18 protein-coding genes and 1 other RNA gene are annotated in these 17767 nt (G+C 53.5%); 7 read left to right on the top strand and 12 right to left on the bottom strand.

The window, feature by feature from the left end; all coding sequences use genetic code 11:
- Window position 1 precedes the first annotated feature (1 nt).
- On the bottom strand, window positions 2–1315 hold the full coding sequence (gene pepP / locus A6U95_RS10715) for a Xaa-Pro aminopeptidase (protein WP_021806207.1): 1314 nt from the start codon (window positions 1313–1315) through the stop codon (window positions 2–4).
- Window positions 1316–1405: 90 nt separating this feature from the next.
- Entirely contained in the window at window positions 1406–1984 is a 579-nt protein-coding gene (locus A6U95_RS10720; protein ID WP_024486381.1) for a YecA family protein, read from the bottom strand.
- A 295-nt stretch (window positions 1985–2279) separates the two neighbouring features.
- Between A6U95_RS10720 and zapA the strand changes: the two genes are divergently transcribed.
- The 3 genes from zapA (at window position 2280) to A6U95_RS10735 (ending at window position 3495) form a co-directional block, all read left to right on the top strand.
- A complete protein-coding gene (gene zapA, locus A6U95_RS10725; RefSeq protein ID WP_021179791.1) occupies window positions 2280–2609 on the top strand; it encodes a cell division protein ZapA in 330 nt (109 codons plus the stop codon).
- A gap of 41 nt (window positions 2610–2650) precedes the next feature.
- A non-coding RNA gene (ssrS, locus tag A6U95_RS10730) (6S RNA) lies at window positions 2651–2834 on the top strand.
- Between the two features lie 52 nt (window positions 2835–2886).
- The gene (locus A6U95_RS10735; RefSeq protein WP_065684490.1) at window positions 2887–3495 is read left to right on the top strand and encodes a 5-formyltetrahydrofolate cyclo-ligase; all 609 of its coding nucleotides are present in this window, start codon (window positions 2887–2889) and stop codon (window positions 3493–3495) included.
- A gap of 45 nt (window positions 3496–3540) precedes the next feature.
- Here the strand turns inward: A6U95_RS10735 and serA are convergent, their stop codons facing one another.
- Both serA and rpiA read right to left on the bottom strand, forming a co-directional pair.
- Window positions 3541–4779, bottom strand: a complete 1239-nt coding sequence (gene serA / locus A6U95_RS10740) for a phosphoglycerate dehydrogenase (protein WP_024486383.1) — start codon at window positions 4777–4779, stop codon at window positions 3541–3543.
- Window positions 4780–5194: 415 nt separating this feature from the next.
- On the bottom strand, window positions 5195–5854 hold the full coding sequence (gene rpiA, locus A6U95_RS10745) for a ribose-5-phosphate isomerase RpiA (RefSeq protein WP_024530750.1): 660 nt from the start codon (window positions 5852–5854) through the stop codon (window positions 5195–5197).
- A gap of 216 nt (window positions 5855–6070) precedes the next feature.
- Here rpiA and A6U95_RS10750 point away from each other — a divergent pair, with 216 nt between their 5' ends.
- On the top strand, window positions 6071–6964 hold the full coding sequence (locus A6U95_RS10750) for a LysR family transcriptional regulator ArgP (RefSeq protein ID WP_021179788.1): 894 nt from the start codon (window positions 6071–6073) through the stop codon (window positions 6962–6964).
- A gap of 37 nt (window positions 6965–7001) precedes the next feature.
- Here A6U95_RS10750 and A6U95_RS10755 read toward each other — a convergent pair whose 3' ends face one another.
- From A6U95_RS10755 to A6U95_RS10765, 3 genes are all read right to left on the bottom strand, one after another.
- Window positions 7002–7733 (bottom strand): oxidative stress defense protein, encoded by a 732-nt coding sequence (locus A6U95_RS10755; RefSeq protein WP_074423340.1) that lies wholly within the window; start codon window positions 7731–7733, stop codon window positions 7002–7004.
- Window positions 7734–7877: 144 nt separating this feature from the next.
- Window positions 7878–8501 carry an arginine exporter ArgO gene (argO, locus tag A6U95_RS10760; RefSeq protein WP_024530749.1) on the bottom strand — a complete coding sequence of 208 codons (624 nt, stop codon included), beginning with the start codon at window positions 8499–8501 and terminating at the stop codon, window positions 7878–7880.
- 124 nt (window positions 8502–8625) lie between these two features.
- Window positions 8626–9132, bottom strand: coding sequence for an Rrf2 family transcriptional regulator (locus tag A6U95_RS10765; protein WP_024530748.1), 507 nt, complete (start codon window positions 9130–9132; stop codon window positions 8626–8628).
- A gap of 229 nt (window positions 9133–9361) precedes the next feature.
- Between A6U95_RS10765 and A6U95_RS10770 the strand changes: the two genes are divergently transcribed.
- On the top strand, window positions 9362–10561 hold the full coding sequence (locus A6U95_RS10770; RefSeq protein ID WP_065684491.1) for an FAD-dependent oxidoreductase: 1200 nt from the start codon (window positions 9362–9364) through the stop codon (window positions 10559–10561).
- Between the two features lie 48 nt (window positions 10562–10609).
- Here the strand turns inward: A6U95_RS10770 and mscS are convergent, their stop codons facing one another.
- On the bottom strand, window positions 10610–11476 hold the full coding sequence (mscS, locus tag A6U95_RS10775) for a small-conductance mechanosensitive channel MscS (RefSeq protein ID WP_024531362.1): 867 nt from the start codon (window positions 11474–11476) through the stop codon (window positions 10610–10612).
- A gap of 230 nt (window positions 11477–11706) precedes the next feature.
- Here mscS and A6U95_RS10780 point away from each other — a divergent pair, with 230 nt between their 5' ends.
- Entirely contained in the window at window positions 11707–12375 is a 669-nt protein-coding gene (locus A6U95_RS10780) for a DUF1345 domain-containing protein (RefSeq protein WP_065684797.1), read from the top strand.
- An 84-nt stretch (window positions 12376–12459) separates the two neighbouring features.
- On the opposite strand, the gene fbaA is transcribed toward A6U95_RS10780, so the two are convergent.
- The 3 genes from fbaA to epd all read right to left on the bottom strand — a co-directional run bounded on the left by fbaA (window position 12460) and on the right by epd (window position 15947).
- Complete coding sequence (gene fbaA / locus A6U95_RS10785) at window positions 12460–13539, bottom strand: class II fructose-bisphosphate aldolase (protein WP_021179781.1); 1080 nt, start codon at window positions 13537–13539, stop codon at window positions 12460–12462.
- A 155-nt stretch (window positions 13540–13694) separates the two neighbouring features.
- Window positions 13695–14858: a phosphoglycerate kinase gene (gene pgk, locus A6U95_RS10790; protein ID WP_024485678.1), complete on the bottom strand. Its 1164-nt coding sequence runs from the start codon at window positions 14856–14858 to the stop codon at window positions 13695–13697.
- Between the two features lie 72 nt (window positions 14859–14930).
- Window positions 14931–15947 carry an erythrose-4-phosphate dehydrogenase gene (gene epd / locus A6U95_RS10795; RefSeq protein ID WP_065684492.1) on the bottom strand — a complete coding sequence of 339 codons (1017 nt, stop codon included), beginning with the start codon at window positions 15945–15947 and terminating at the stop codon, window positions 14931–14933.
- Window positions 15948–16406: 459 nt separating this feature from the next.
- Between epd and A6U95_RS10800 the strand changes: the two genes are divergently transcribed.
- Window positions 16407–16694 carry a putative quinol monooxygenase gene (locus A6U95_RS10800; protein WP_021806219.1) on the top strand — a complete coding sequence of 96 codons (288 nt, stop codon included), beginning with the start codon at window positions 16407–16409 and terminating at the stop codon, window positions 16692–16694.
- An 86-nt stretch (window positions 16695–16780) separates the two neighbouring features.
- On the opposite strand, the gene A6U95_RS10805 is transcribed toward A6U95_RS10800, so the two are convergent.
- Window positions 16781–17740, bottom strand: coding sequence for a hypothetical protein (locus A6U95_RS10805; RefSeq protein ID WP_139102361.1), 960 nt, complete (start codon window positions 17738–17740; stop codon window positions 16781–16783).
- Window positions 17741–17767: the final 27 nt, after the last annotated feature.

Below are 17767 nucleotides of genomic sequence, written 5' to 3' on the forward strand. Positions count from 1 at the left end.
GTTATCTGGCCGCCGCCATCAGGGCTTCAATCGCGTCGGCATCCTTCACCACGCTGGCGGTCAAATTCTCATTACCGTCCTGGGTGATCAGGATGTCATCTTCGATGCGGATACCGATACCGCGATACTCCTGCGGCACATCAGCATCCGGTGCGATATACAAGCCAGGTTCTACCGTCAACACCATGCCTGGCTCCAGCACGCGATCGCGGCTCGCTGAGCCATAGTGGCCCACGTCATGCACATCCAGCCCCAACCAATGGCTCAGGCCGTGCATAAAGAACTGGCGGTGTGCCTGCTCGGCAAACAGCTGTTCCACGTCGCCCTTCATCACGCCCAGCTCAACCAATCCGGCGATCATGATGCGAACGACCTGATCGTTCACTTCGCGAATGCTGATACCCGGTTTAAACATTTCCAGCGCCTTGTTGATCGACGCCAGCACGATGTCATATACCTCACGCTGCGGCTTACTGAACTTGCCGTTAACCGGGAAGGTACGGGTAATATCGCCAGCATAACCACGATATTCACAACCGGCATCAATCAGCACCAAATCACCGTCACGCATTTCACATTCGTTTTCGGTGTAATGCAGGATGCAGCCATTTTCTCCGCTGCCGACGATGGTGTTATAAGACGGGAAGCGGGCGCCCAGGCGGTTAAACTCGTGCAGGATCTCCCCTTCGAGCTGATATTCGAACATGCCCGGACGGCACTTTTCCATCGCACGGGTATGCGCCATGGCGCTGATTTCACCGGCGCGGCGCATAACGGCAACCTCTTCTGCCGATTTGAACAGGCGCATGTCATGTAGCCACGGACGGTAATCCGTCAGGGTTGCAGGGGCTTCCAGATTCTGGCGGAAGCCTTTACGCAGTTTATCCAGCGCGCCGAACAGGATTTCATCGGCATAGGCATATTGCCCCTGCGCGTGATACACCACGTCCAGGCCGTTGAGCAGCAGGTGCAGTTGATCGTTGATTTCGTCGAAGGCCAGCGCGCGGTCTACCCCCAGCTTGGCCGGAGCCGCGTCTTGACCCAAACGGCGGCCAAACCAGATTTCTGCCGTCAGATCGCGTACGCGGTTGAACAGCACGCTGTGGTTATGAGTTTCATCACTCTTCACCAGGATCAACACCGCTTCCGGCTCGTTGAAACCGGTCAGATACCAGAAATCACTGTTCTGACGGTAAGGATATTCAGAGTCTGCACTACGCGTCGCTTCCGGTGCGGCGAAAATCACTGCCGCGCTGGCCGGAGCCATCTGTGCCAACAAAGCCTGACGGCGTTTATGGAATTCCTGCTGGGTCATCACATCTCCTGAAATCGGTTTATGCCACCTGCTGAACGCAGTCAGTAGGGGTTATCAGCGCTCTCGGCCAACGGACGTGGGATCCGCCGGTCAGTGCAACGTTGGCCTTTTATTTTCCGGGGCCGTCGGTTTCTGGCGGGTAAATTCAGTATGGCAAAGCAGCGCAGCAACGCGCACGTACTCCACCACTTCTTCCAGCGACTGTTCCAGTTCTTCCTGGTCTTCGCCTTCGTCATAACCCAGTTGAGCGATATTACGCAGATCGTCGATCGCCTCGCCCACTTCATCTTTCACCTGCGCCAGCTTCGGCTGCATCATGCCCAGCCCCAACAGGAAGTGGTTTACCCAACCTGCCAAGGCATCCGCACGGTCAAACACGCTGACGGTTTCGCCTTCCGGCATCATCAGTTGGAACATGAATTCGTCATCTTCCAGCGTATCACGGGTGATTTCATGCAGTTGCTGTAACGGTTGGCTCAACGCCTGCGGGAAGGCAATGCCTTCGTTGGTCAGATCAAACACCAGCGTCTGCCAACTGGCATCACGGTTGCCACCGCACAGCAGGCCACTGATCAAACCGTGCATCTCGGCTGCGGTCAAAGCAACCGCCTGCTGGTTAAGAGCCACGGTCAAAGATTGGTAACTTGGAAATGTATTCTGTATAGACATGCGCATTCGTCATCGTTGGCAGGATAAGTTCGTGTTATGCTACCACCAAGGTCCGTTGGTATACCAGTTGAGGCAACACCTCAGTGGCTAGTTATAATCAGCGCAGTCCGGGCAAACGTACGGTAAATACGCATTTTGCAACCGTTTTTTGTTTGGTAATGTTAGGCGCGGTAGATTACAACCAGGTACTGAAAAAGTGTTGAATCTTGGTACCCAGGTATATATAGTGGCGCCCGCTTCGGTGGCCCGGCAATGGCTGACCGGTGCTGGCGCGAAATTTAGGCAGGAAGGTGGCATGTCTGCACAACCGGTAGATATTCAAATTTTTGGCCGCTCGTTAAGAGTCAATTGCCCGCCAGAACAACAAGATGCGTTGAACATGGCAGCAGAAGATCTTAACCAACGGTTGCAAGATCTTAAAGTTCGCACTAGAGTCACAAATACAGAGCAACTCGTATTTATCGCAGCATTGAACGTCTGTCACGAACTTGCTCAAGAACGCTTGAAAACGCGTGACTATGCGGCCAATATGGAACAACGAATTCGTATGCTGCAACAGACCATTGAACAAGCGCTGCTTGAACAGGGTCGCATCTCTGAACGTCAGGATGCACAATTCGAATAACTTAAGTTGCTGGAGTTGAAGGCTCCGGCAATGAGTGAAAAATTTCTCTGAGATGTTTGCCAGCGGGCCAGTCCCCTGAGCCGATATTTAGTACCAACAGAATGTGATGATCCACGATCGGTGTGCATGCTCGGCCCGTCCGAGAAGCCTTAAGATTGTGACAGCACGTTCACCTTGAACCATGGGTTCAAGGGTTACAGCCTGCGACGGCATCTCGGAGATCCCTTCACCTGCGTTTTCAGTGTGTTAACTCACCACTACTGGCGAATCTAACACTATGTCTTTGCAACCTCAGTTCGCTCAGCAACGCCAACTCATCCGTAACGAAATACGCCAACGACGCCGTGCCTTAACGCCCGCTCAACAGCATGATTTCGCCCAGCAAATGGCCAGCAATATTGCGCAACATCCACGCATTCAGGCAGCCAGACACATTGCGGCGTTTCTCTCTTTTGATGGCGAACTAGATACAGGCCCGCTGATCGAGCGGCTGTGGCAGCTGGGTAAACGGGTGTATCTGCCCGTTTTGCATCCATTCAGCCCTGGCAACCTGTTATTCCTGCATTACACTGCGCAAACGCCGCTGGTGAGTAACCGCTTCAAAATCCTTGAGCCAGCGCTCGATGTCCGCCACGTCTTACCTGTGTCACTGTTGGATGTGGTATTGACGCCGCTGGTCGCCTTCGATTCGGCAGGGCAACGTCTGGGGATGGGCGGCGGGTTTTACGATCGCACCTTACAAAACTGGCAGCACGCAGGCCCCTATCCGCTGGGGATTGCGCACGATTGCCAACAGGTTAGCGCCCTGCCGGTGGAGCAATGGGATATCCCTCTGCCAGAGATTATCACCCCATCACAAACCTGGGCCTGGCCAATCTCCGCATAGCAAAAGGCCGGATTGCTCCGGCCTTGGTGTTCCGTCGGTTACCGATTACAGCAGTAAGCGGGCGCGGATGGTCCCTTCGATCGCTTTCATACGTTGCAACGCTGCATCAGCACGTTCAGTTTCCGCTTCGATATCGATAACCACGTAGCCGATTTCCGAGCTGGTCTGCAGATACTGGGCCGCGATGTTCACCCCTTCTTCAGCGAAGATCTGGTTAATCTGCGTCAGGATGCCTGGGCGGTTTTCATGAATATGCAGCAAACGGCTGGCGTTCGGGCCATGTGCTGGCAGCGACACCTCAGGGAAGTTGACCGCAGACAGCGTTGAGCCGTTATCGGAATACTTCGCCAGCTTGCCAGCTACTTCATCACCGATGTTCTCCTGCGCTTCCTGGGTTGAACCGCCGATATGCGGCGTCAACAACACGTTATCGAACTCGCACAGTGGAGAATTGAACGGATCGCTGTTGGTTGCAGGCTCTTCCGGGAACACGTCGATTGCCGCACCGGCCAAATGGTCGCTCGCCAAGGCGTTACACAGTGCCGGGATATCCACCACGGTGCCGCGTGAGGCGTTGATCAGGATCGCACCTGGCTTCATCAGCGCCAGCTCTTCGGTGCCGATCATGTTCTTGGTCGACAGCGTTTCCGGCACGTGCAGCGTGACCACGTCGCTCATATTGAGCAGATCGGACAGATGGCGCACCTGTTGGGCATTACCCAGCGGCAGCTTGTTCTCGATATCGTAGAAGAACACTTTCATCCCCAGGCCTTCCGCCAGGATGCCGAGCTGAGTACCGATATGGCCATAGCCGATGATCCCCAGCTTCTTGCCCCGCGCTTCATACGAGCCCACGGCCAGTTTCTGCCACTGGCCACGGTGTGCCTTGGCGTTGGCCGTTGGGATCCCGCGCAGCATCAACAGCAGCTCACCCAGCACCATTTCGGCCACGGATCGAGTATTGGAGAAAGGCGCGTTAAACACCGGAATGCCGCGTTTGGTCGCCGCTTTCAAATCAACCTGGTTGGTGCCGATACAGAAACAGCCCACCGCAACCAGCTTCTCTGCGGCCGCGAAGACTTCCTCGGACAGATGCGTGCGCGATCGGATACCCACGAAGTGTGCATCACGGATCGATGCCTTCAGCGCTTCGGTGTCTAACGCACCTTTGTGATATTCGATGTTGCTATATCCGGCAGCACGCAGGTTATCCACGGTGCTCTGATGAACCCCTTCTACCAACAGGAACTTAATCCTGTCTTTCTCCAATGATACTTTTGCCATTTACCCGACCCTATGTTCAGACTTCAGAAGCGGCTGTTTTCCCCTTTATACCCGTCATCCTTTAAACCACACGACGGGGATAGCTTTCAAATTGCCACCACACTGGCAGCAACCCAAAATCAACAGCACGTCCCTCCAACATAACAAAAATAACGCGCCCGGCAATACAAACGATTGCCTGCCCGTTAGTACAAGGCTCAGCGATGTCGGTGGTTTCTGGTGGAAAATGCCATTGGGAAAGATTTAGGCAGAAGCTTAACGGAGGTTATTAACGGAATGTGACATATGTCACCAAATTCGCCCGTTTTAAGAAAAGATATTTTAAGACAAGAATTATGCGTGGCGGACCGTAAGCCAGTAAAAAGCGGCGAACCGGCTGAGACTTTGTCAGCAGGCTCACCGCTTTACGGCCAGATTATCTGACCACTTTTTTTACGCCATCCGGTGTGCCAACCAACGCGACGTCCGCGCCACGGTTGGCAAACAGGCCAACGGTAACCACGCCAGCAATGCCGTTGATTTTGTTTTCCAACGCTATGGCATCGAGGATTTCCAGGTTGTACACATCCAGGATCACGTTGCCGTTATCGGTTACAACGTTCTGGCGGTATTCCGGCAGGCCGCCCAGCTTGACCAGTTCACGAGCCACGTAGGAGCGAGCCATCGGGATCACTTCTACCGGCAGCGGGAATTTACCCAGCACATCAACCTGCTTGGTGGAATCGACAATGCAGATAAACTGACGGGCAATGGCAGCAATGATCTTTTCGCGGGTCAGCGCTGCGCCACCGCCTTTAATCATCTGCATGTGGCCGTTGATTTCATCGGCACCGTCAACGTAGATATCCAACGAATCCACTTCATTGCTATCGAAAACGTGGATCCCCAGGCTTTTCAGCTTGGCGGTCGACGCGTCTGAGCTGGATACCGCACCTTCGATCTGGTGTTTGATCGAACCCAGCGCATCGATAAAGTGAGCCGCAGTCGAGCCGGTGCCCACGCCCACGATAGTGCCAGGCTTCACGTATTCCAATGCTGCCCAGCCTACCGCTTTTTTCAGTTCATCCTGAGTCATGATGTGTTCATTGCCTATGTACGAAAACGTGTGCGTATTATAGGGTAAATCACTGATGGCAACTTAGGCTAAAACACACTTATTTAACCTGACGCACATTTCTGCCCCTCCCTACGACACCCGCTCTGAAAAGAGCGGCGGGATTTTTTCACCTGAGAAAGTGCAAAAATGTGGCATAGTGCCTGAATCAACTTACTAAAAGGGATCTTCTCTCCGATGAAACGCCCAGACTATAGAACGCTGCAAGCGCTGGACGCGGTGATCCGTGAGCGTGGCTTTGAGCGCGCGGCACAAAAACTTTGCATCACCCAATCGGCGGTATCCCAGCGCATCAAACAGTTGGAAAACCTGTTCGGCCAACCGCTACTGGTACGCACCGTGCCACCGCGCCCAACCGAGCAGGGTCAAAAACTGTTGGCCTTGCTGCATCAGGTCGAGCTGCTGGAAGAGGAGTGGTTAGGGAATGACAATGGGGTCGATACGCCGCTGTTGCTGTCACTGGCGGTCAACGCCGACAGCCTGGCAACCTGGCTGTTACCGGCGCTAAAACCGGTGCTGGCCGATTCCCCGGTGCGCCTGAATTTACAGGTGGAAGACGAAACCCGCACGCAGGAACGTCTGCGCCGGGGGGAAGTGGTGGGCGCGGTCAGTATCCAGCCGCAGCCGCTGCCGAGCTGCCTGGTCGATCGGTTGGGCGCGCTGGATTATCTGTTCGTCGCCTCGAAAGCCTTTGCCGATCGCTATTTCCCTAATGGCGTGACCCGTTCCGCCCTGCTGAAGGCACCGGCGGTGGCATTCGATCATCTTGATGATATGCATCAGGCGTTTTTACAGCAGAACTTCGATCTCTCGCCGGGCAGCGTTCCCTGCCATATCGTTAACTCGTCAGAGGCGTTTGTTCAATTGGCACGGCAAGGCACCACCTGCTGTATGATCCCGCATTTGCAGATTGAGAGAGAGCTGGCCAGCGGAGAACTGATCGACCTGACACCGGGTCTGTTCCAGCGCCGTATGCTGTTCTGGCACCGCTTTGCACCGGAAAGCCGCATGATGCGTAAGGTCACCGATGCGCTGCTTTCGCATGGGCATCAGGTATTAAGGCAGGATTAAAGGCGCAGCATGACGCCGCGCCCAGGTAAGAGATTGCTTACTGCGCGGCGTTGGTTTTCAGCTCGAACACCACGTCCACCTGATCGTCGAAGTGAATGCTTTGTTGCTCGTAAGTCTGAGCGGCATCGCTTTCCGGTGCCGCAGAAGCGGCTTTAAACATGCGAGCTACCGGCATCGGCTGGTAGTTGGCAACGTGATAGCGAATGCTGTACACCGGCCCCAGCTTGGCCTTAAAGCCCTGCGCCAACGAAGCGGCTTGCTGAGTGGCATTTTCAATCGCTTTCTGACGTGCCTGCTCGCGATAAACCTCTGGCTTGGCTACCCCAAGCTCAACCGCACGAATTTCGTTCAAACCCGATTTCAGCGCACCGTCCAACAGCTCGTTGAGTTTATCCAACTGGCGCAAGGTTACCTGCACCTGGCGCACGGCCTGGTAGCCTTTCAGCTGCGATTCACCGGTTTTCAGATAGTCATATTCTGGCTGGGTACGCAGGTTGGCCGCATTGATATCTTTCTTATCAATGCCGTTTTTCTGCAGGAAGTCAAAATACTGCGCTACGCGTTCATCAACCTGTTTTTTCGCCTGGGCGGCATCTTTGGCAGAGACGCTGACTTCGATCGCCAGCGTAGCAATATCCGGGGTGGCGTCCACGCTGGCCGTACCGGAAGTGACCACATGCGGCCCTTCAGGTACTTCTGCTGCCTGCAGCGCCAGAGGTAACGTGCCTAATCCAATCATTGCGGCCATGGCCAATGCTTTAAGCTTCACAGTGTCTCCTTGAATGACTAAATGCTTGCCTTCAAAGCTAACACATCCTGCCGCCCATGGAATTCGGATTAGTGACAAATATAAGGGCTAATCGGGCTGTAGGGGCGCCGCATGCTGCGCCCGGCTCGCTCCTACGGCCGATTATTACCAATTAGCGGTTAGCCCATGCCAGGCCAATTGCAGTGCAATGACCCACATCACCAGCCCGACCAGAACGTTGATAATCCGTTGTGCCGTCAGGGTTTTCAGCCACGGAGCCAGCCATGAGGCCAGCAATGCCAAGGCAAAGAACCAGACGACCGAAGCACTGACCGCGCCAAGGGCAAACCAGGATCGAATGTCTGGCGTCAGTTGCCCTCCCAAGCTGCCGAGCACCACAAAGGTATCGAGGTACACGTGCGGGTTCAGCCAGGTGACAGCCAACATGGTCACCACAATGCGCCAGCGGTTTTGCTTCATCTCTTGCGCCGCTGTCAGCTCCAGATGTTGGCTAAACGCGGTACGGAAAGCCCCCCAGCCGTACCACAGCAGGAAAGCAACGCCGCCCCAGGTCACCAACGCCAATAGCATTGGTGAACTGCTGAGCAAGGCGCTACCGCCAAAAATACCGGCGCAAATCAGAATGATATCGCTCAACGCGCACAGCGAGGCGGTCATCAGATGATAATGGCGGCGGATCCCCTGGTTCATCACAAACACGTTTTGTGGGCCAAGCGGCAGGATCATCGCGGCGCTCAAGGCAAAGCCTTGCAGATAGATGGCTAACATGGTGTTCCTTCTGGCAATATCAGCGCCGGGAAAGCGGCGTGTGCTGTTCAACACGCGCATCATACGAAGAGAAAATTATTAGGGGAAATGGATATTTCTAATCAGGCATCAGTAATGCTAATGCTCAATCGTTACGGCGATGATCGATCCACTCTTCAATCTGAATCGGGAAGACATCTGGCGCCTTTCTCAACATCCGCCGCACCAGATCCAGCACGGTATGTTGTGATAGCGCCTCTTCCATACGTTGCTGGGCAATATTCATCACCTGGCGTACGCCGCAAATGCCTTCACAGGCCCAGTCGGGCGCAGTTGCATCAAATACGGCCAAGCGTTGGCGTATCTCTTTGCAGTCGAAGATTGCCTTTTCACCGTCGATAGCCGCCACGATATCCAGCACGGTGATCTGATCGGCCGGTTTGGCCAGCCGGAAGCCACCGCCTTTACCCTCGGTGCTTTCAACCAGTTTAGCCTTGGAAAACTTGGTGAATATCTTGGCCAGGTAGTCATAAGGCACACCCTGCAATTCAGCGATTTCACGCACGCTCATCTCGCGCCCTTCGCCTTTGCTATCGACCATACACATCAGGCTATGGATGCCATACTCCACCCCGGAACTGTAGAACGCCATGTGTTCTCCGCACGATTAATTCTGAGTTAAATAGTAATTTCTTCCCTTCAACGATGCAATGCCAGCATGCCTCCACGCCATAAATAATTAAAAGATGATAAAATTCAATTAATTAAACAAACCACATCCAGAATAGCGTGTAAAAGGCTTGATGATCTCAACTACGATCAATATAGTCGCAGTTAATGATTAAGCCAATGTGCAGATGAAACAACAGCGGAGTGACAGTATGAAACAACAAATTCTTATCCTGGGTGCCGGTTTTGCAGGGATGTGGGCGGCATTGAGCGCGGCACGATTAGCCGATCTCCACGGTCGTCACGATATCGAGATTACCGTGCTTGCCCCCCAGCCAGAGCTGCGTATTCGCCCACGTTTCTATGAGTCCGAGGTGGAAAACTACGCCGCTCCGCTGCTGCCATTATTCGCAGTAACCGGGGTAAAATTCCTCGCCGGGGTTGCCAGTGAGATTGATAGCGCCAGCCAGCAGGTTTGGTACCACAACGAGCAGGACCAACTGACTGCCGTACGTTACGATCGTCTGATCATGGCGACCGGTAGCCACATCACTCATGCCCTACCAGGAGCACAGCAGTACGCCTTCGACGTCGATAAAATGGAGAGCGCAGCCCGCCTGGAGCGGCATCTTGCTGCGTTGGCCGAGCAACCTGAGAGCGCCGCACGTAATACCGTCATCGTTTGTGGCGGCGGCTTTACCGGTATTGAGGTGGCCACCGAAATGCCTGCACGCTTACGGGCGATCCTCGGTGACTCAGCTGCAATTCGTGTGATTGTCGTCGATCGCAGCCCAGTGGCAGGAGGCCGTTACAGCGAGCAACTGCGCGACGTGATTAGCCAAGCCTCGGTAGAGTTGGGTGTCGAGTGGCGGCTGAATTGCGAGATTAAGGCCATTGACGAGAGCGGGCTGACGCTGAAAAACGGCGAACATATCGCCTCCAGCACGGTGATTTTAACCGTGGGTGTACAGGCCAGCCCGTTAACCCGGCAAATCCCGGGTGAGCGCGATCCGCAAGGCAGGCTGCATGTCGACCAGCAGTTAAGAGTGATTGGGCAAAACGCGGTTTATGCGACCGGCGATGTCGCCTTTGCCCGTACTGACGATCAAGGCAATCACGCCCTGATGACCTGCCAGCACGCCATTATGTTAGGGCGCTTTGTCGGCCATAACGTCGCTGCCGATCTGATCGGTATTGAACCCTTGCCCTACCGCCAGGTGAATTACGTTACCTGTCTGGATCTGGGGGCCTGGGGCGCGGTCTACAGCGAAGGTTGGGATCAGGTGGTGAAATTCACCAAAGAAGAGGGAAAGAAAATCAAAGTCTCCATTACCAACGAGTTGATCTATCCCCCGCAGGCGGAACGTGAAGTGGCCTTTGCCGCCGCCGATCCGTTAGCACCGTTTGTTTGATTGATTGAAATCCGTTCCCTCACTAGAAAGTGAGGGAACGTCAGATCATTACTCCGGCTGCTCTGCCGCTTTCGCTACATGGCGGACATGCACGTCCATCTGTGGGTATGGAATACCGATCTGGTGAGCATCCAACTGACGCTTGAAGTTTTCCATCAGATCAAAGTACACGTTCCAGTACTCGGCATTGGTGGTCCAAGAGCGGGTCACAAAGTTCAGTGAAGAAGGGGCCATTTCATTGAGGCGAACAGTCACGCCTTTATCGTGCATGATGCGCTTATCTGCCGCGATCACGTCACCCAATACTTTCTTCACCAGATCGATATCAGCGTCGTAAGCTACACCCACCACGATATCCACGCGGCGGTTTGGCTCACGGGAATAGTTGATGATATTGCCCGCGATGATTTTACCGTTCGGCACCACAATGGTTTTGTTATCTGAAGTACGCAGCGTAGTGGAGAAGATCTGCACCTGATCTACCGTGCCGGAAACGCCACCCAGATCGACAAACTCCCCGGCCCGCAGCGGACGGAAGGCCACCAGCAGCACACCGGCTGCAAAGTTGGAAAGTGAACCTTGTAGTGCCAGACCCACAGCCAGGCCAGCGGCACCCAGCACGGCAATCACTGAGGTGGTCTGAACACCAATACGCCCCAGCACCGCAATAAAGGTAAACGCCAGGATGCTGTAACGCGCCATCGCAGCCAGGAAATCCGCCACGGTGGCATCGATGCCACGCAGCTTCATCACGCGGCTGAGCGCATTACTCACTACGCGAGCCACCACTGAACCAATAATAAAAATCACGATCGCGGCAACAATATTCACCGCATACTGGATCAGCATATCCTGATGGTTGACTAGCCAACTGCTGGCATTGTTAATGCCTTCTACTACGTTAAGTTCTTCCATTCTGACGTCCTACTTGACATCCCCATGCGGGGAAAATGAGCAAAATATACTGGCGAAACAGGGCCAATAAACAAACCACAGCTAAGGGTAACCAACATTTTGCCGCAGTGCCAACCGCAACGGGTAAAATTTTCCACCAGTTTTACCAGGTATAACCTGAATAAATCCCGGGTTAACCTGGTATCAGCTATGATTGAAATGATTTTACGGTACAAGGAGAGCTTATCGTGATCGCTATTTTTCCCTCGCTGAAACACTATTGGCAAGTGCGCCCCAGATTATTGATTTCGGTAGGCGTAGGGCTTCTGTGTGTCGGGCTGCTTCCTGCTCATCTCCCATGGTTGCAACGGTTGATCGTTGGTTGGAACGTGATGGCCTGGATCTATTTATTATGCCTTTGGCATCTGATGCTGGGCTTTACGCCACAACGTACCCGGCAATTGGCACGCAAGCAGGACGAGAGTGCAAGCCAGGTATTGGCGTTGGTCAGTTTGGGCTGCGTAGTGAGCATTCTGGCCATCCTGTTTGAATTGAGCACTGCCAAACAGGTCAGCGATGTGTTGAAAACGCTGCATCTCGCCCTGACCGGCTCCACACTGGTGGTTTCCTGGCTGCTATTACCCACGGCATTCACCATGCACTACGCCCACCTGTTTTACCGCCAGCGGGCCAATACGGAAGTGTTACCGCTATTGTTCCCCGGCAAACTGGCCGAGCCAAACTACTGGGACTTCGCTTATTTCTCCTTCACCATTGCCGTAGCTTCACAAACCGCCGACGTGGCCGTGGGCACCGCAGACGTGCGTAAAATCACCCTGTTGCAATCGGTGATCTCCTTTGTCTTCAATATCTTGATCCTGGGGCTGTCGATTAACGTTGGGGCGGGGTTATTGGGGTAGCTACTTAGGTGACGGGTGCCTGGGTAAAAAAAGAAAAGGCTCCCAAGGGAGCCTTTTAGCGTCAATCTGAACGGAGGGACGATATTACAGCACGTCTACCGCGTTCAGTTCTTTGAATGCCAGTTCCAGACGGGTGATCATGGAAGTCTGAGCAGCACGAGTCCATACGCGTGGATCGTAGTATTTCTTGTTCGGCTTGTCGGCACCTTCTGGGTTACCCAGTTGGCCCTGCAGATAGCCTTCGTTCTTTTTGTAGTAGTTCAGGATACCTTCCCAAGTTGCCCACTGGGTGTCGGTATCGATGTTCATTTTCACTACGCCGTAGCTGACCGCTTCTTTGATTTCTGCTGCGGTAGAACCTGAACCACCGTGGAACACGAAGTTCAACGCATTGTGCGGCAGGTTGTGTTTCTTGGAAACATAGTCCTGAGAATCGCGCAGAATGGTTGGAGTCAGTTTCACGTTGCCTGGCTTGTAAACACCGTGTACGTTGCCGAAAGAGGCAGCGATGGTGAAGCGCGGGCTGATAGCGTTCAGTTTTTCGTACGCGTAATCAACGTCTTGTGGCTGAGTGTACAGGGAAGAAGCGTCCATGTGGCTGTTGTCTACGCCATCTTCTTCACCACCGGTGCAGCCCAGTTCGATTTCCAGGGTCATACCGATCTTCGCCATGCGAGTCAGGTACTTGCTGCAAATTTCGATGTTTTCTTCCAGTGACTCTTCAGACAGGTCGATCATGTGTGAAGAGAACAGTGGCTTACCGGTCGCCGCGAAGTGCTTCTCACCCGCGTCCAACAGGCCGTCTAACCATGGCAGCAGTTTCTTAGCGCAGTGGTCGGTGTGCAGGATCACTGGCACGCCGTAATGTTCAGCCATCTGGTGCACGTGGTGCGCGCCAGAGATTGCGCCCAGGATCGCAGCACCTTGTGGCACGTCAGTTTTGATGCCTTTACCCGCGATAAAGCCAGCACCGCCGTTAGAGAACTGCACGATCACTGGAGCACGCACCTTGGCTGCTGTTTCCAGCACTGCGTTGATGGAGTCGGTACCCACGCAGTTTACCGCTGGCAGTGCAAAGTTGTTCTCTTTGGCAACTGCGAAGACTTTCTGCACGTCATCACCTGTGATGACACCTGGTTTTACGAAATCAAAAATTTTAGACATTAGACGTTGTCCTGTTTCGTTGGCCGTATACCCGTCGTCTTGCAAGCTACAACCTGCAAGCTAGTGGTAGCGATGGATAAATAGCGATTTTTTACCCCCACAGCTCAGCTGGGGAGCATAAACAAACGGGCGGCTTGCGCCCCCCGTTATCTGAATTACTGCTTAGCGCGCTCTTCCAGCATCACTACTGCAGGCAGAGGTTTCCCTTCAACGAATTCCAGGAAGGCGCCGCCGCCGGTAGAGATGTAGGAAATTTTGTCAGCGATACCGAACAGATCGATAGCTGCCAGAGTGTCGCCGCCGCCTGCAATGGAGAAGGCTTCGCTATCTGCGATAGCGCGTGCAACAATTTCGGTGCCCCGACGGAAATTAGGGAACTCGAAGACGCCAACCGGGCCATTCCACAGAATGGTTTTGGCGTTCTTCAGGATAACGGCCAGACGCTCGGCAGAGACGTCGCCCATATCCAGAATTTGCTCGTTGTCTTGGATCTCGTTGGCCTGCTTCACCGTGGCCACAGCGGTTTCAGAGAACTCGGTCGCAACGCGTACGTCGGTTGGCACCGGAATATCGCAGGTTTCCAACAGTTTTTGCGCGTTCGGGATCAGATCGGGTTCGTACAGGGACTGCCCCACGTTATTCCCTTGTGCCGCCACGAAGGTGTTAGCGATGCCGCCACCAACGATCAGTTGATCGGCGATCTTGGACAGAGAATCCAGCACGGTCAGTTTGGTAGAAACTTTAGAACCACCAACGATAGCCACCATTGGGCGAGCCGGGTTACCCAGCGCTTTGCCCAGGGCTTCCAGTTCCGCAGACAGCAGCGGGCCTGCACAGGCAACTGGAGCAAACTTGCCCACGCCATGTGTAGAAGCCTGCGCACGGTGTGCAGTACCAAAGGCGTCCATCACATATACGTCGCACAGCGCAGCATATTTCTTGGACAGCACTTCGTCGTCTTTCTTCTCGCCTTTGTTGAAGCGAACGTTTTCCAGAACAACCAGTTCACCTTCTGCAACGTCAACGCCTTCCAGATAATCCTTCGCCAGACGGACTGGGGATTTCAGATGCTCTTTCAGATAGTTGACCACTGGCAGCAGGGAGAATTCTTCGTTGTACTCGCCTTCGGTAGGACGACCCAGGTGGGAAGTTACCATCACGCGGGCGCCTTGTTTCAGCGCAGCTTCGATAGTCGGCAGGGAGGCACGGATACGCGCATCGGAAGTCACTTTACCGTCTTTCACTGGTACGTTCAGATCGGAACGGATCAGAACGCGTTTACCCGCCAGATCCAGATCGGACATCTTAATTACAGACATGGTGAACCCTCTTTGTTGATTCTCTATAAAGTTGCCTGAGCGACGCATCAACACCACGTTGATAGCGCCTTACTAGAAACCGCTTGCGGCCATTGCCCGTGTTGTATCCAACATCCGGTTGGCAAAGCCCCATTCGTTATCACACCAGACCAAGGTCTTGATCAGGTGCTGTCCGCTGACCCGGGTTTGCGTCCCATCAACGATGGCGCTGTGCGGGTCATGGTTAAAATCAATCGAGACTAATGGTAGTTCTGTATAGTCAACTATACCACGAAATGATCCCTGTGCCGCCTTTTGCAACAGCTGGTTTACCTCTGTGACCAACACCTTCGAGCTTACGCTGACGCTAAGATCGATGGCCGTTACGTTGATCGTCGGCACCCGCACGGAGATCGCTTCAAAACGATCGCAAAACTGCGGGAAGATGCGCGTAATGCCCGCTGCCAGCTTGGTGTCGACCGGAATAATCGACTGGCTCGCCGCGCGGGTACGCCGCAAATCCTGATGATAGGCGTCTATCACCGGCTGATCGTTCATCGAGGAGTGGATGGTAGTTACCGTGCCTGACTCAATGCTGTAGGCATCGTCCAGCAGCTTGATAATCGGAATAATGCAGTTGGTGGTACAGGAGGCGTTGGACACGATGCGATGCTCGCCACGCAGCGTTTGGTGGTTAACCCCAAACACGATGGTCGCATCCAGATCGTTACCGCCCGGATGGGCAAACAGTACCTTTTTTGCCCCTGCCGTCAGATGAGCTTCGCCATCTGCCCTGCTGCCGTATACACCGCTGCAATCCAGCACTACATCTACGCCCAGTTCGCCCCAGGGCAACTGGTCCAACTCGGGTTGATGTAACAGCCGAATGCTGTCATCCCCCACGCTCAACACGTCACATTCCTGGCGCACATCCCAGGCAAAGCGGCCGTGGCTGGAGTCATATTTCAGCAGGTGGGCCATCCCCTCGGCATGTGCCAGTTCGTTGATGGCGACGACGGAAATTTCGGCGCGTCTCCCCGATTCGTACAGTGCGCGTAAAACGCTACGGCCAATACGGCCAAAGCCGTTTATCGCTATGCGGATGGTCATGCTACTCCCTGAAAAAGGGCGATCTCTGGCGGTAATGTTCAACGTCAAGGATCGCGCAGACTGATTATCTCGCCTAGAGTACTTTAGCGCACCGCCTGCTGTGAATCGCTGCTTTGCATTATTCGTCAAACCCCATTGCTCATCGCAACCGCTCACTCTGGCGTTTCCACTGACAACAGTGATAACTGAAACGCTTCAGCCGAGCATAAACCAAAGTTTTACCAAAAGGAACAGGTGCAACGCACTGCCTGTCATGTCGAAGAGACTTTGCGAAAATAAAATGATCTAGCGCACATTTTTACCCTCAGTCCCCGCTAGCCGAATTGAGTCCGAATGCGCAAATGACTTGCCGGTAACGCCAAGTTCTCCATAATGAACCCAGCGTTTGTTGGGTGAAGCAAATGCTGATGGGTCTAACTCTCTTTCTTTTGTGGTTAATGTTATTTACAAGGAACCAAAATGAGTGAAATCAAAGTAGTCGCCCTGATTAAAGCCATGCCAGAACACCGTGCTGCGGTAGATAAAGCGGTACGCGCCATGGTCGCCCCGAGCCGTTCCGAGCCGGGTTGCATCCAATATGATTTGCATGAAGAGCAGGGCCATCCGGGCGCGTTCGTCTTTATCGAGCGCTGGACTTCTGAGCAGGCGCTGAAAGAGCATATGGCAATGTCTTACCACGATGCCTTCCTGGCTGAATTGGAAGGGAAGCTAGTGAGTCTGGAAGTGAAAAAACTGACTCAACTGTAATTGTGCTTCTTAGGGGGCCGATCGGCGCCCCCTTTCCGCTCACTCAACGGTGAACGTTTCACAGCTCACATTCGCAGCACATTGAGTTAATCCTGTATGGCAATGAGCCAGGCGCTGCCACTCAATTGCCCACTCCCCGTGATTTTAGAAAGCTCGCTGCTGACCGTAAAGGTTTTCGATGTCCCAATAGCCGCCTCAATGCTTCTGCCTGAAGCCCCAGTATCTGGATCGGTAATCGTCAGCTTAGAGACCGCGCCGGTTTTTCCTGCCGTGTCTTTCAACGGCAATGCACCATTCCCATCAGCCTCATAGCTCAGTGAGAAAGTCGCCCTCACCGGCGAGTCACAGGTATAAGTAATGGGTGCAGAAGTGCGATGCGAGACGCTATCTGCTGACAGCGTACCGTGGTCCAACGTCAGAGCAGTGGGATTCACCTGGCACGTGTTAGGTAATTGTATCGTTCCCCCTTGCAGATAAAACGGAATAGTATAAATCCTTTCATTTAACCCCCTTGGATTGCCAAAACTGCGAATATATCCCCCCAATGGCATTGAAGGAAAAGTAATCAGATTATCAATAGGACGCCGTTTTATATAAAATGAAAGCGTAATAGGAAAAGCCGCAGTAAACCCCGATGCATTTTCATTTAAAATACCATCTGAAGCACAATACTGCGCATTCTTATTTACCCACTTACCATGGGAATTATTATCCGCCGTGGCAGAAATAGATAAATTTTCATTAATCCGATGACGTTCAGCATTTTCAGGCTCTTTCGGCAAATCAATCAGCGTATAGTGCCATGCTTGTGCTGAAGGCAAATTTGCAGCACCACAAGATACCGTGCCAGAAACAGTGCTACTGTCGATAACATACTTGCTTACCAGCCCAGTACTCACCTCTGTCTTGCCGCTAATCGTCACCCTGGAGATGGCACTTACGGCGACGACATTGTAGTCAGCAAAAGCGGGAACCATGCCCATCAAGCCGATTAATAGCCCGCCTCCCCACGCCTTGAGGTATTTTATGCTGCCCGTTTCACTCATTTGTATATTCCCCGCACTCTTTATCTC

The organism is Serratia sp. 14-2641 (assembly GCF_001692375.1).
In the GTDB taxonomy this organism is placed as follows: domain Bacteria; phylum Pseudomonadota; class Gammaproteobacteria; order Enterobacterales; family Enterobacteriaceae; genus Chania; species Chania fonticola_C.

Coding starts and splice junctions, on each gene's coding strand:
- pepP (WP_021806207.1), bottom strand. CDS start 1,315: ATGACCCAGCAGGAATTCCATAAACGCCGTCAGGCTTTGTTGGCACAG.
- A6U95_RS10720 (WP_024486381.1), bottom strand. CDS start 1,984: ATGTCTATACAGAATACATTTCCAAGTTACCAATCTTTGACCGTGGCT.
- zapA (WP_021179791.1), top strand. CDS start 2,280: ATGTCTGCACAACCGGTAGATATTCAAATTTTTGGCCGCTCGTTAAGA.
- A6U95_RS10735 (WP_065684490.1), top strand. CDS start 2,887: ATGTCTTTGCAACCTCAGTTCGCTCAGCAACGCCAACTCATCCGTAAC.
- serA (WP_024486383.1), bottom strand. CDS start 4,779: ATGGCAAAAGTATCATTGGAGAAAGACAGGATTAAGTTCCTGTTGGTA.
- rpiA (WP_024530750.1), bottom strand. CDS start 5,854: ATGACTCAGGATGAACTGAAAAAAGCGGTAGGCTGGGCAGCATTGGAA.
- A6U95_RS10750 (WP_021179788.1), top strand. CDS start 6,071: ATGAAACGCCCAGACTATAGAACGCTGCAAGCGCTGGACGCGGTGATC.
- argO (WP_024530749.1), bottom strand. CDS start 8,501: ATGTTAGCCATCTATCTGCAAGGCTTTGCCTTGAGCGCCGCGATGATC.
- A6U95_RS10765 (WP_024530748.1), bottom strand. CDS start 9,132: ATGGCGTTCTACAGTTCCGGGGTGGAGTATGGCATCCATAGCCTGATG.
- A6U95_RS10770 (WP_065684491.1), top strand. CDS start 9,362: ATGAAACAACAAATTCTTATCCTGGGTGCCGGTTTTGCAGGGATGTGG.
- mscS (WP_024531362.1), bottom strand. CDS start 11,476: ATGGAAGAACTTAACGTAGTAGAAGGCATTAACAATGCCAGCAGTTGG.
- fbaA (WP_021179781.1), bottom strand. CDS start 13,539: ATGTCTAAAATTTTTGATTTCGTAAAACCAGGTGTCATCACAGGTGAT.
- pgk (WP_024485678.1), bottom strand. CDS start 14,858: ATGTCTGTAATTAAGATGTCCGATCTGGATCTGGCGGGTAAACGCGTT.
- epd (WP_065684492.1), bottom strand. CDS start 15,947: ATGACCATCCGCATAGCGATAAACGGCTTTGGCCGTATTGGCCGTAGC.
- A6U95_RS10800 (WP_021806219.1), top strand. CDS start 16,407: ATGAGTGAAATCAAAGTAGTCGCCCTGATTAAAGCCATGCCAGAACAC.
- A6U95_RS10805 (WP_139102361.1), bottom strand. CDS start 17,740: ATGAGTGAAACGGGCAGCATAAAATACCTCAAGGCGTGGGGAGGCGGG.